Origin of the sequence: Pseudomonas monteilii (genome assembly GCA_001534745.1) — a bacterium.
Taxonomy (GTDB): Bacteria; Pseudomonadota; Gammaproteobacteria; order Pseudomonadales; family Pseudomonadaceae; genus Aquipseudomonas; species Aquipseudomonas alabamensis.
Genome location: CP013997.1, coordinates 3,819,929 through 3,832,867, shown reverse-complemented (window position 1 = coordinate 3,832,867; position 12,939 = coordinate 3,819,929). Strand labels below are relative to the sequence as shown.

Below are 12,939 nucleotides of genomic sequence, written 5' to 3'. Positions count from 1 at the left end.
GTACGCCTGACGTATGATTGGCGGCTTGTCGCTTACCCTCGGAACCGTCCCATGCTTGCCCTGCTCATCCAGATACTGAACATCACGGCGCCCGTGTTCGCCATGCTGTTCATGGGCGTGCTGCTCAAGCGCCTGCGCGTGATCGACGACGGTTTCAGCCAGGTTGCATCCGGCCTGGTGTTCAACGTCTGCATGCCAGCGCTGCTGTTTCTCGGCATCTACCACGCCGACCTGTCGGCGGCAGTGAAGCCCGGGGTCCTGGTCTACTTCACCGGGATCACCCTGGCCGGCTTTCTGATCTGCTGGCTGGTCGCGATCTGGCGCTGCCCGCTGATCGATCGCGGCATCTACGTCCAGGGCGCCTTCCGCGGCAACAACGGCGTCATCGGCCTGGCCCTGGCCGCCAGCCTGTACGGCGACTACGGGATCTCGCTCGGCGCCGTGCTGGCCGGGCTGGTCATCGTGCTCTACAACACGCTGTCGGTGATCGTGCTGGCGGTCTACAGCCCTCTGCTGAAGTCAGACCCCTGGAGCATCTGCAAGGGGATCTTCAAGAACCCGTTGATTCTCTCGGTGCTGGTCGCGGTGCCCATGGCCTACGGCCAGGTCGGCCTGCCCAACTGGCTGCTGACCAGCGGCGACTACCTGGCCCAGATGACCTTGCCCCTGGCGCTGATCTGCATCGGCGGTACCCTGTCCCTGCCCGCGCTGCGTGCCAGTGGTCGCCTGGCCGTCGACGTCAGTCTGCTGAAGATGGTCGGCCTGCCACTGATCGGCACCCTGGGGGCCTGGCTGTGCGGATTCCGCGGGGCCGAGCTGGGCATCCTGTTTCTCTACATCGGCAGCCCGACGGCGGCGGCCAGCTACGTCATGGCGCGCGCGTCCGGGGGCAACCATGAGCTGGCGGCCTCGATCATCGTGATCACCACCCTGCTGGCGGCCGTGACCACCAACATCGGCCTGTTCATCCTCCAGTGGGGCGGGTGGATCTAGCGTCATCGCGCCGACAATACCAACAACACTGCCCCCTGACCTGAGGACACTGCATGCAAGACCAGCGCACGCCCGAGCCGTTGCAACGCGGGCTGAAAAACCGTCATATCCAGCTGATCGCCCTGGGGGGCGCCATCGGCACCGGGCTGTTCCTGGGGATCGCCCAGACCATCCAGCTGGCCGGGCCGTCGGTGCTGCTCGGCTACGCGATCGCCGGTCTCATGGCGTTCTTCATCATGCGCCAACTGGGCGAGATGGTCGTCGAAGAGCCGGTGGCCGGCAGCTTCAGCCACTTCGCCCACCGTTACTGGAGCGAATTCGCAGGCTTCGTCTCGGGGTGGAACTACTGGGTCGTGTACGTGCTGGTGGGCATGGCCGAACTGACCGCCGTGGGCATCTATGTGCAGTACTGGTGGCCTGAATTCCCGACCTGGGCGACCGCGGCGATCTTCTTCGTGGTGATCAACCTGCTCAACCTGAGCCAGGTGAAGGTCTATGGTGAGCTGGAGTTCTGGTTCGCCCTGGTCAAGGTTGTGGCCATCGTCGGCATGATCGGTTTCGGGGCCTGGCTGCTCGCCAGCGGCAACGGCGGCCCGGACGCGGCGGTCGCCAACCTGTGGCAGTACGGTGGCTTCTTCCCCCATGGTGTGACCGGACTGGTCATGGCCCTGGCGGTGATCATGTTCTCGTTCGGCGGGCTGGAGCTGGTCGGTATCACCGCTGCCGAGGCGGACGATCCGCGGCGTAGCATCCCCAAGGCCACCAATCAGGTGGTCTACCGCATCCTGATCTTCTACATCGGCGCACTGGCCGTGCTGCTGGCATTGTACCCGTGGCAGAAGGTCGTGCAGGGCGGCAGTCCGTTCGTGATGATCTTCCATGCGCTGGACAGCAACCTGGTGGCCACGGTACTGAACGTCGTGGTGCTGACGGCGGCGCTGTCGGTCTACAACAGCTGCGTCTACTGCAACAGCCGCATGCTGTTCGGCCTGGCCAGCCAGGGTGACGCGCCCCGTGTGCTGACCACCGTGAACCGTCGGGGCGTACCGCTGGTGGCCTTGGGCGTCTCGGCGCTGGCGACCGGCCTGTGCGTGGTGATCAACTACCTCATGCCGGGTGAGGCGTTCGGTCTGCTGATGGCGCTGGCGGTGTCGGCGCTGGTGATCAACTGGGCCAGCATCAGCATCACCCACCTGAAGTTCCGCAAGGCCAGCGTGGCCTCCGGCAAGGTGCCGTTCTATCGCAGCTGGGGGGCGCCGGTGACCAATTACCTGTGCCTGGCGTTCATCGTGCTGATCCTGGTGGTGATGTACCTGACGCCGCCGATCCGGATCTCCGTGCTGTTGATTCCGGCCTGGATCGCGGTGCTGTGGGTGGCGTTCCGCCTGAAGAAACGCCAGCAGGGCTGACGGAGGGCAGGTAGCGTTCTGCGTTGTCCTGTGCTTTACGCGGTGACGGGTTTTGTGGGCCCTGGCGGGCCCAATCGCGGCCGGTCCGGCGCCCCGGCAGGGGCCGCTCACACCCGTAGTGACACCGCGGCGATGCAGGTCATCGCGGTTCCTGTGGGAGCCCGCCCGCCGCCTTGGCGCCGCGTTGTCGCGCTGTCGCGCAGAGAATATGACGATAGCTGGCAGGGTCCGGGGCTTTATTGCTGATCGATTTTAGGGCCGCTTTGCGGCCCATCGCGGCACAGGGGCCGCTCCTACACCCGTAGTGACACCGCGGCGAAGCAGGTCATCGCGGTCATCTGTAGGAGCGGCCCCTGTGCCGCGATTGGGCCCGCAGGGCCCATGAAATCAGCCACGCCGTGTGTCAGGCCAACCTGCACTCACCGCGTCATGCGTGTGAAGCGCCTTGACCGCAACCCGCCCTAAGCCCGGCATGCCAGCTCCCACGCCCCACCTCAATGCTGTCTACGCCACGCCCGCACCGTCGTCACCGCCAACCCCACCGCCAGCACCGGCAGCACATAATGCAGCATCAGTTGCTCCACCCGGCCCGCCAGGGGCATCCCGGTGGTGAAGCTGACCACGTGCAGCCCATACGCCAGGTACAGGCACAGCAACACCAGCCCCTCCACCCGCGTGATGCGGTACCCCGAATAGAACACCGGCAGGCTCAGCAACGCGACGCCGCACATCACCGGCAGGTCGAAGTCCAGGGCATTGGGCGAGATCGACAGCGGCTGGGGCGCCGTGACGGCCGTCAGCCCCAGCACGGCCAGCAGGTTGAACAGGTTGCTGCCGATCACCGTACCGACCGCGATGTCACGCTCGCCACGCAGCGCGGCGATCGACGCGGCCGCCAGTTCGGGCAACGACGTACACACCGCGACCACGGTCAGGCCGATGACCCGCTCGGACAAGCCCAGGTCGGTGGCGACTTCCACGGCCGCCTCCAGCAGAAAGTGACCTGCCACGCTGAGCAGCACCAGGCCCAGCAGGATCTGCCCGCAGGTCAGTGTCCAGAACCGGGCCCGGTGCGGACTGGCGGCGGCAGGGGCGGGGTAGATGCGGGCGTAATGACGCGACTGGTGCCAGAGCATGCCCAGGTAGGCCAGCAGGCCCAGCAACAGCAGCACGCCGTCCAGCCGTCCCAGCTCGCGGTCCAGGGCCAGCAGGGCCACCAGTACGCTGGCCGCGATCATCAGTGGCAGGTCCAGGCGTACCAGTTGCCGCGAGACCCGCAGCGGAATGATCAGCGCCGCCAGGCCGAGCACCACCAGCACGTTGAAGATGTTGCTGCCGATCACGCTGCCCACCGCCACGTCCGGCGCGCCCTGGTAGGCGGCCTGCAGGCTGACGGTCAGTTGCGGGGCGGTGCTGCCGAAGGCCACCAGGCTCAAGCCGATCACCAGGGGACGCACATGCAGGCGCAAGGCCAGGCGCACGGCGGCGCGCACCAGCAGTTCGGCGCCCAGCACCAGGAACACCAGACCGAAGCCCAGTTGCAGCAGGCTGAAGGTGGGAAGGTTGGCCAGGTTGTGAATGGTCTGCTGCTCCTCTGCTCAGTCGCGCAAGCCTTGCACTCTAACCCGAGCCGTGCCGCTGCGCAGCATGCCGATCTGTGCCGCGGCGGCGCGCGACAGGTCGATCAGTCGGCCTCGCTGGTGCGGCCCCCGGTCGTTAATGCGCACCACCACGCTGCGCTGGTTGCTCAGGTTGGTGACGCGCACCCGACTGCCGAACGCCAGGCTGCGATGGGCGGCGCTCAGGCCGCGGGCGTTGAAGGGCTCTCCGCTGGCGGTACGCTTGCCTTGATGGCGGGCACCGTACCACGAGGCCTTGCCGGTCTGGTCGTAACCACGGGGGTCGACGTCATGGCTGGCGCATCCGGCCAGCACGGCCGTCAGCGCCAGCGCGTACAGTGGACGTTGCATGATAAGGCTCCTTGAGCATGCTCCAGGCTGCTCGATGAAGCTCGAGCATGGCGCCGATCCTGTGGAGGCCTGCCGGCGAGGCTGGACGCTGAGTCGACGCGTCCAATCGCCGGTCAGTCCACCTAGGGCGGCGCACACCGGGTGGAGAAGGGCAGATACCCTGTTCAGGCTGGCAGGCTGGCCCCTGTCGGCGCCGACCTGCCAGCCTGGCGTGGCCTCACCCTTCGAGCTTGGCCTTGAGCAGTTCGTTGACCTGCTGGGGGTTGGCCTTGCCCTTGGACGCCTTCATCGCCTGGCCGACGAAGAAGCCGAACATCTTGCCGCGCTTGGCCTCGTCGGCGGCGCGGTACTGTTCGACCTGATCGGCGTTGGCCGCCAGCACCGCGTCGAGCATCTGCTCGATGGCGCCGCTGTCGGTGACCTGCTTCAGGCCGCGGGCCTCGATGATGGCGTCGGCGTCGCCTTCCCCGGCGGCCATCGCTTCGAACACGATCTTGGCGATCTTGCCGCTGATGGTGTTGTCGCGAAGGCGCAGCAGCATGCCGCCGAGCTGGGCGGCGCTGACCGGTGCCTGGTCGATCTCCACGCCGAGCTTGTTGAGCAGGCTGCCCAGCTCGACCATGACCCAGTTGGCCGCCAGCTTGGCGTCGCCGCCGATCTGCACGACCTGCTCGAAGTAGTCGGCCTGCTCGCGGCTCGAGGCCAGCACGTTGGCGTCGTAGGCCGACAAGCCGTACTGCGCCTGGAAGCGCTCGACCTTCTGTTGAGGCAGTTCGGGCAGACTGGCGCGGGTAGCCTCGAGGAACGCGTCCTCGATCACCACCGGCAGCAGGTCCGGGTCGGGGAAGTAACGGTAGTCGTTGGCTTCCTCCTTGCTGCGCATCGAGCGGGTCTCGTCCTTGTTCGGATCGTACAGGCGAGTTTCCTGCACCACCTTGCCGCCGTCCTCGATCAGGTCGATCTGCCGCTGGATCTCGCTGTTGATGGCGCGCTCGATGAAGCGGAACGAGTTGACGTTCTTGATCTCGCAGCGGGTGCCGAACTCGACCTGGCCCTTGGGCCGGATCGACACGTTGCAGTCGCAGCGCAGCGAACCTTCGGCCATGTTGCCGTCGCAGATGCCCAGGTAGCGCACCAGGGCGTGAATGGCCTTGACGTAGGCCACCGCTTCCTTGGCGCTGCGCATGTCGGGCTCGGAGACGATCTCCAGCAGCGGGGTGCCGGCGCGGTTCAGGTCGATGCCGGTGGCGCCGTTGAAGTCTTCGTGCAGGCTCTTGCCGGCATCTTCCTCCAGGTGCGCGCGGGTGATGCCGACGCGCTTGACGGTGCCGTCCTCCAGGGCGATGTCCAGGTGGCCCTTGCCGACGATCGGCAGGTCCATCTGGCTGATCTGGTAGCCCTTGGGCAGGTCGGGGTAGAAGTAGTTCTTGCGCGCGAACACGTTGCGCTGGCCGATCTCGGCATCGATCGCCAGGCCGAACATGCACGCCATGCGTACCGCTTCCTCGTTCAGCACCGGCAGGACCCCCGGCATGCCCAGGTCAACCAGGCTGGCCTGGGTGTTGGGCTCGGAGCCGAAGGTGGTGGCGCTGCCGGAGAAGATCTTCGACTGGGTGGCGAGCTGGGTATGAATCTCCAGCCCGATCACAACTTCCCATTGCATGTGTGAATTCCTCAGAAGCCGGTAGGGACGCGGGTGTGCCAGTCGGTGACCTGCTGGTAGCGGTGCGCCACATTGAGCAGGCGGCCTTCCTGGAAATACGGCGCCAGCAGCTGCACGCCGACCGGCAGGCCGTCGACGAAGCCGGCCGGCATCGACAGGCCGGGCAGGCCCGCCAGGTTGGCGGTGATGGTGTAGACGTCCTCGAGGTACGCCGCGACCGGGTCGTCGCCCTTGGCGCCGAGTTTCCAGGCCAGGTTCGGCGTGGTCGGGCCGAGGATCAGGTCGACGCCTTCGAAGGCGGTCATGAAGTCGTTCTTGATCAGGCGGCGGATCTTCTGCGCCTTGAGGTAGTAGGCGTCGTAGTAGCCAGCCGACAGCGCGTAGGCGCCGACCATGATGCGACGCTGGACCTCGGCGCCGAAGCCTTCACCGCGCGAACGCTTGTACAGGTCGGTGAGGTCCTTGGGGTTCTCGCAGCGGTGGCCGAAGCGCACGCCGTCGAAGCGCGACAGGTTGGACGAGGCTTCGGCCGGGGCGATCACGTAGTAGGCGGGAATGGCATGCTGCATGTTCGGCAGGCTGATCTCGCGCACCACGGCGCCGAGCTTCTCCAACGCCTGGACGCTGGCCTGGACCAGGTCGGCGATGCGCGGGTCGAGGCCAGCACCGAAGTACTCCTTGGGCAGGCCGATGCGCAGGCCCTGCAGCGAGGCGTTGAGGCTGGCGCTGTAGTCCGGCACCGGCTCGTCGATGCTGGTGGAGTCCTTGTGGTCGAAGCCGGCCATGCCTTGCAGCAGCAGCGCGCAGTCTTCGGCGGTGCGGGCCATCGGCCCGCCCTGATCGAGGCTCGAGGCATAGGCGATCATGCCCCAGCGCGAGACGCGGCCATAGGTCGGCTTGAGGCCGGTGAGGTTGGTTAGTGCCGCCGGCTGGCGGATCGAGCCGCCGGTGTCGGTGCCGGTGGTGGCCGGCAGCAGGCGCGCGGCCACGGCGGCGGCGGACCCCCCGGACGAGCCGCCCGGGACGTGCTCGAGGTTCCAGGGGTTCTTCACCGGGCCATAGTGGCTCGATTCGTTGGCCGAGCCCATGGCGAACTCGTCCATGTTGGTCTTGCCCAGCGTCACCATGCCCGCCTGGGCGAGGCGCTCGACCACGGTGGCGTCGTAGGGCGCCTTGAACGAGTCGAGCATGCGCGAGCCGCAGCTGGTGCGCACGCCGGTGGTGCAGAACAGGTCCTTGTGGCCGATCGGTGCGCCGAGCAGCGTGCCGGACTCGCCTGCCGCACGGCGCGCGTCGGCGGCCCGTGCCTGCTCGAGCGCCAGCTCGTCGGTCACGCTGATGAAGCTGTTGATCGAAGGGTCGAGCGACCGGATGCGCGCCAGCAGGGCGCCGGTCAGCTCTTCGGAGGAAAACGACTTGTCGGCGAGTCCGCGGGCGATCTCGGCCAGGGTCAATTGATGCATGGCAGGTGCTATCCCTTACTCGATGACTTTCGGAACCAGGTACAGACCGTTTTCGGTCGCGGGCGCGATGGCCTGGTAGGCGTCGCGCTGGTTGCGTTCGGTGACCTGGTCGGCGCGCAGGCGCTGGCTGGCCTCGAGCGGGTGGGCCAGGGGTTCGATGCCGTCGGTGTCGACGGCCTGCATCTGGTCGACCAGCCCGAGAATACTGTTCAAGGCGTCGGTGGTGCGTGGCAGCTCGCGCTCATCCAGGCCCAGGCGGGCCAGGTGGGCGATCTTCTCCACGTCGGAGCGTTGAAGCGCCATGGGGATCTCCAGGGGAAACGGAAGCGACGGTGAGGAACATGTTGGCAACATTGCGGTCCAATGGCCGCGATCATCTGCTGGCATGCTCGGAAAAACTGCCAATTTAACATATTGGCGCCTTGCCCAAAATCCCCGCCATTGTTAGAGTTTGCCGCACTTTTTACCCACGCTTTGCCTAGGGTCACTTTCCCATGTTCAAGAAACTGCGTGGCATGTTTTCCAGCGATCTGTCCATCGATCTGGGGACTGCCAACACCCTTATCTACGTGCGTGAGCGCGGTATCGTTCTGAATGAGCCCTCGGTCGTTGCCATCCGGACCCATGGCAACCAGAAAAGCGTCGTCGCCGTCGGTACCGAAGCCAAGCGCATGCTCGGCCGGACCCCCGGCAACATCGCGGCCATTCGTCCGATGAAGGACGGCGTGATCGCCGACTTCAGCGTTTGCGAAAAAATGCTGCAGTACTTCATCAACAAAGTGCACGAAAACAGCTTCCTGCAGCCCAGCCCGCGCGTGCTGATCTGCGTCCCCTGCAAGTCCACCCAGGTCGAGCGCCGCGCCATTCGCGAATCGGCCCTGGGCGCCGGTGCCCGTGAGGTGTTCCTGATCGAAGAACCGATGGCCGCGGCCATCGGTGCCGGTCTGCCGGTCGAGGAAGCCCGGGGCTCCATGGTCGTCGACATCGGCGGCGGTACCACCGAGATCGCGCTGATTTCCCTGAACGGCGTGGTCTACGCCGAGTCGGTCCGGGTCGGCGGCGACCGCTTCGACGAAGCCATCGTCACCTACGTGCGCCGCAACTACGGCAGCCTGATCGGCGAGTCCACCGCCGAGCGCATCAAGCAGGAAATCGGCACCGCCTACCCCGGTGGCGAAGTCCGCGAAGTCGACGTGCGCGGCCGTAACCTGGCCGAAGGCGTGCCGCGTGCCTTCACGCTCAATTCCAACGAAGTGCTCGAAGCCCTCCAGGAGTCCCTGGCGACCATCGTCCAGGCCGTGAAGAGCGCGCTGGAACAGTCGCCGCCGGAACTGGCCTCCGACATCGCCGAGCGCGGCCTGGTGCTGACCGGCGGTGGCGCACTGCTGCGCGACCTGGACAAGCTGCTGGCCCAGGAAACCGGCCTGCCGGTCATCGTCGCCGAAGACCCGCTGACCTGCGTCGCCCGTGGCGGCGGTCGTGCGCTGGAAATGATGGACAAGCACGCCATGGACCTGCTCTCCAGCGAGTGAGGCCAAGACCGTGGGCGACACGCCCCGGTTTACAGCTGTCCCCAGCGATGCTACCTGTAGGCGCTGCACGGCCCGCCCGAAAGGCGCCGATGCAGTGATCCACAGGCTGGGCCACGCAGCGTGGCCTCTCCACCCCTGAACCGTCGTCCACGAGGAACGGCCCATTAAACCGCTTTTCTCCAAGGGCCCCTCGCTGGGCGTTCGTCTACTCGTGCTGGTGGTGCTGTCGATCGCCCTGATGGTGGTCGATGCGCGCTTCGCCGTGCTCAAACCCGTGCGCAGCCAGATGGGGCTGGTGCTGATGGAATCGTACTGGCTGACCGACCTGCCGCAGCGTGTGTGGCAAGGTGTGGCCGGCCAGTTCGGCAGCCGCACCGAACTGATCGCCGAGAACGAGAAGCTCAAGACCGAGGCCTTGCTGCTGCAGGGGCGCCTGCAGAAGCTGGCGGCCCTGACCGAGCAGAACGTGCGCCTGCGCGAGCTGCTCAATTCCTCGGCGCTGGTCAACGAGAAGGTCGAGGTCGCCGAGCTGATCGGCGTGGACCCGAACCCGTTCACCCACCGCATCCTGATCAACAAGGGCGAGCGTGACGGCGTGTTCCTCGGCCAGCCGGTGCTCGATGCCCGTGGCCTGATGGGGCAGGTGGTCGAGCTGATGCCCTACACCTCGCGCGTCCTGCTGCTGACCGACTCCACCCACAGCATTCCGGTGCAGATCAACCGCAACGGCCTGCGCGCCATCGCCAGCGGCACCGGCAACCCGGAGCGTCTGGAGCTGCGCCACGTCGCCGACACCGCCGACGTCAAGGAAGGCGACCTGCTGGTGAGTTCCGGCATGGGCCAGCGTTTCCCGGCCGGTTACCCGGTGGCCACCGTCAACGAGGTGATCCACGACTCGGGGCAACCGTTCGCCATCGTGCGTGCCATTCCGACCGCCGCGCTCAACCGCAGCCGCTACATGCTGCTGGTGTTCACCGACAGCCGCACGCCCGAGCAGCGCGCTACCGACGCCGCCATGGCCCAGGAAGAAGCCGATCGCAAGCAGGCGCCTGCGGCCTCGGGCACTTCGGCGCCGGCCAACGCCGCGCCAGCCTCCGGCACGGGGCAGGCGCCAGGCACTGCGCCGGGCACCACCGCCCCGGCGGCACCGACCGGCGGCGCGGCACCCGCGTCGTCCCCATCCGTGGCCCCGGCCACGTCCGCACCGCCACGGGGGCACTGATGGCAAGCGTTCGCAGCAAGAATGGCTGGGTGATCTGGCTGACCTTCGCGGTCGGCCTGCTGCTCAGCGTCTCTCCCATGCCGCAGTTCATGGAAGTCTTCCGACCCATGTGGCTGGCCATGCTGGTGGCCTTCTGGGCCCTGGCGGTGCCGCACCGGGTGGGCATGACCACGGCGTTCGTGCTGGGACTGGCCGAGGATGTGCTGTACGGCACCCTGTTGGGGCAAAACGCGCTGATCCTGACGCTGATCACCTTCCTGGTGCTGTCCTTGCAGCAGCGCCTGCGCATGTTCCCGTTGTGGCAGCAGAGCCTGGTGATCCTGGTGATCTTCGGCATCGCGCAACTGATCCAGCTCTGGCTCAGCGCCCTGACCGGCAACCGTCTGCCGACACTCGCCCTGGTCTGGTCCGCCGTCATCAGCGCCTTGCTCTGGCCCTGGCTGAGCTTCGCCTTGCGCGACGTGCGCAAGCGCCTGGGCGTCAACTGAGCGCCACGCCGAACCGACCGGGAGACGTCCGCATGAACACGCTGTACCTGGCTTCCGCTTCCCCCCGTCGCCGCGAATTGCTGGCGCAGATCGGCGTGCCGCTCACGGTGGTCAGTGCGCCGATCGACGAAGCGGTGCACCCTGGCGAAGCCGCCGCGGCCTACGTCGAGCGCCTGGCACGGGCCAAGGCCGAGGCCGGACGGGCCTGTCTCACCGAGCCAGGCGTGGTCCTGGGGTCGGACACCGCCGTGGTGCTCGATGGCCAGATCCTCGGCAAGCCGGAGAACCGCGAGCACGCCCTGGCCATGCTCGCAGCCCTGTCAGGCCGTCGCCATCAGGTCATGACCGCCGTCGCGGTGACGAACGGCGCGCGGTGTGAGAGCCTGTGCGTCGCGAGCGAGGTGACGTTCCGCGGCATCGACGTGGCCGAGGCGCAGCGCTACTGGGCCACCGGCGAGCCGCTGGACAAGGCGGGCGGGTATGCTGTGCAGGGCTTGGGGGCGGTGTTCGTCACCGCCCTGCACGGCAGCTACTCGGCAGTGGTCGGTTTGCCACTGGCCGAAACCGCCGCGCTGCTGGAGCGATTTGGCATAGCCTGCTGGCAGGCCCAGCCGGGCGCTGCCGAGGAGACGGTCCGCCTCTGACAGCCTGACCCCGTGGCGCGAGACATCCTTACAAGAATTCTGACGAGAAGCGGCCATGAGCGAAGAGATCCTCATCAACATCACCCCGATGGAATCACGCGTGGCGGTCGTGGAGAACGGTGTCCTGCAGGAGGTGCATGTCGAGCGCACCCAGCGGCGTGGCATCGTCGGCAACATCTACAAGGGCAAGGTGGTGCGGGTCCTGCCCGGCATGCAGGCCGCGTTCGTCGACATCGGGCTGGAGCGGGCGGCCTTCATCCATGCCTCGGAGATTTCCCTGCGCGAAGGCTCGGCCGTCGAGACCATCAGCGCGCTGGTGCACGAAGGGCAGGCCCTGGTGGTGCAAGTCACCAAGGACCCGATCGGCAGCAAGGGCGCACGGCTGACCACGCAGCTGTCCATCCCTTCGCGCTACCTGGTGTACATGCCGCGCAGCAGCCACGTCGGCATCTCGCTGAAGATCGAGGACGAGGCCGAGCGCGACCGCCTCAAGCAGGTGGTCACCGACTGTATGGCCCGTGAGGACATGAAGAACGCTGGCGGCTTCATCTTGCGCACGGCCGCCGAAGGGGCGCGTGCCGAAGACATCCTCCAGGACATCCGCTACCTGCGACGCCTCTGGGAGCAGATCGGCCAGCAGATCAAGACCTGCGGCGCGCCGACCGAAATCTACGAGGACCTGGGCTTGGCCCTGCGTACCCTGCGCGACCTGGTCAACGCCAAGATCGAGAAGATCCGCATCGATTCGCGCGAGACGTTCCAGAAGACCACTCAGTTCGTCGAAGAGCTGATGCCGGAAATCGCCAACCGCCTGGAGCACTACCCCGGCGAGCGGCCGATCTTCGACCTCTACGGCGTCGAGGACGAGATCCAGCGGGCCCTGGAGCGCAAGGTGCCGCTCAAGTCCGGTGGCTACCTGGTGGTGGACCCGGCCGAGGCGATGACCACCATCGACGTCAACACGGGTGCCTTCGTCGGTCACCGCAACCTCGAAGAGACCATCTTCAAGACCAACCTGGAGGCCGCCACGGCCATCGCCCGGCAACTGCGGCTGCGCAACATCGGCGGGATCATCATCATCGACTTCATCGACATGGAGACCGAGGATCACCAGCGCCAGGTGCTGCGCACACTGGAAAAGCAGCTCGAGCGCGACCACGCCAAGACCAACATCATCGGCATCACCGAGCTGGGCCTGGTGCAGATGACCCGCAAGCGTACCCGCGAGAGCCTCGAACAGGTGCTCTGCGAACCCTGCCTGGCCTGCGCCGGGCGCGGCAAGCTGAAGACGCCGGAGACCGTGTGCTACGAAATCTTCCGCGAGATCCTGCGCGAGGCCCGGGCCTACCAGGCCGAGGGATACCGGGTGCTGGCCAACCAGAAGGTGGTCGATCGTCTGCTGGACGAGGAATCGGGCAATGTCGCCGAACTCGAAGCGTTCATTGGCCGAACCATTCGCTTTCAGGTCGAGTCCATGTATTCGCAGGAGCAATACGACGTGGTGCTGCTCTGAGACGTCCTGGCGTCGCCTTCCCCCTCTGTAAACCGGGCATGA

Annotated in this window: 12 protein-coding genes; 7 read left to right on the top strand and 5 right to left on the bottom strand. The window is 66.6% G+C overall.

The genetic code is table 11. From position 1 onward, the window contains the following. Positions 1-51 precede the first annotated feature (51 nt). A complete protein-coding gene (locus APT63_16350; protein ID AMA47063.1) occupies positions 52-993 on the top strand; it encodes a malate transporter in 942 nt (313 codons plus the stop codon). A gap of 53 nt (positions 994-1,046) precedes the next feature. Beyond that, positions 1,047-2,402: an aromatic amino acid transporter gene (locus APT63_16345; protein AMA47062.1), complete on the top strand. Its 1,356-nt coding sequence runs from the start codon at positions 1,047-1,049 to the stop codon at positions 2,400-2,402. Between the two features lie 494 nt (positions 2,403-2,896). Here APT63_16345 and APT63_16340 read toward each other — a convergent pair whose 3' ends face one another. The 5 genes from APT63_16340 to APT63_16320 all read right to left on the bottom strand — a co-directional run bounded on the left by APT63_16340 (position 2,897) and on the right by APT63_16320 (position 7,801). After that, positions 2,897-3,940 carry a conjugal transfer protein TraR gene (locus APT63_16340; protein AMA47061.1) on the bottom strand — a complete coding sequence of 348 codons (1,044 nt, stop codon included), beginning with the start codon at positions 3,938-3,940 and terminating at the stop codon, positions 2,897-2,899. A gap of 60 nt (positions 3,941-4,000) precedes the next feature. Next, complete coding sequence (locus APT63_16335) at positions 4,001-4,372, bottom strand: hypothetical protein (GenBank protein ID AMA47060.1); 372 nt, start codon at positions 4,370-4,372, stop codon at positions 4,001-4,003. 217 nt (positions 4,373-4,589) lie between these two features. Then, positions 4,590-6,035, bottom strand: coding sequence for a glutamyl-tRNA amidotransferase (gene gatB, locus APT63_16330; GenBank protein AMA47059.1), 1,446 nt, complete (start codon positions 6,033-6,035; stop codon positions 4,590-4,592). A gap of 11 nt (positions 6,036-6,046) precedes the next feature. Further along, the gene (locus tag APT63_16325) at positions 6,047-7,498 is read right to left on the bottom strand and encodes a glutamyl-tRNA amidotransferase (GenBank protein ID AMA47058.1); all 1,452 of its coding nucleotides are present in this window, start codon (positions 7,496-7,498) and stop codon (positions 6,047-6,049) included. 15 nt (positions 7,499-7,513) lie between these two features. Then, a complete protein-coding gene (locus APT63_16320; GenBank protein AMA47057.1) occupies positions 7,514-7,801 on the bottom strand; it encodes a glutamyl-tRNA amidotransferase in 288 nt (95 codons plus the stop codon). Positions 7,802-7,992: 191 nt separating this feature from the next. Between APT63_16320 and APT63_16315 the strand changes: the two genes are divergently transcribed. The 5 genes from APT63_16315 to APT63_16295 all read left to right on the top strand — a co-directional run bounded on the left by APT63_16315 (position 7,993) and on the right by APT63_16295 (position 12,897). After that, positions 7,993-9,030, top strand: coding sequence for a rod shape-determining protein MreB (locus APT63_16315; GenBank protein ID AMA47056.1), 1,038 nt, complete (start codon positions 7,993-7,995; stop codon positions 9,028-9,030). 223 nt (positions 9,031-9,253) lie between these two features. After that, positions 9,254-10,252: a rod shape-determining protein MreC gene (locus tag APT63_16310; GenBank protein ID AMA47925.1), complete on the top strand. Its 999-nt coding sequence runs from the start codon at positions 9,254-9,256 to the stop codon at positions 10,250-10,252. Further along, complete coding sequence (locus APT63_16305; protein ID AMA47055.1) at positions 10,252-10,740, top strand: rod shape-determining protein MreD; 489 nt, start codon at positions 10,252-10,254, stop codon at positions 10,738-10,740. The genes APT63_16310 and APT63_16305 overlap by 1 nt, the downstream gene beginning before the upstream one ends. 32 nt (positions 10,741-10,772) lie before the next feature. Continuing rightward, positions 10,773-11,384 (top strand): septum formation protein Maf, encoded by a 612-nt coding sequence (locus tag APT63_16300; protein ID AMA47054.1) that lies wholly within the window; start codon positions 10,773-10,775, stop codon positions 11,382-11,384. Between the two features lie 55 nt (positions 11,385-11,439). Next, on the top strand, positions 11,440-12,897 hold the full coding sequence (locus tag APT63_16295) for a ribonuclease G (protein ID AMA47053.1): 1,458 nt from the start codon (positions 11,440-11,442) through the stop codon (positions 12,895-12,897). Positions 12,898-12,939: the final 42 nt, after the last annotated feature.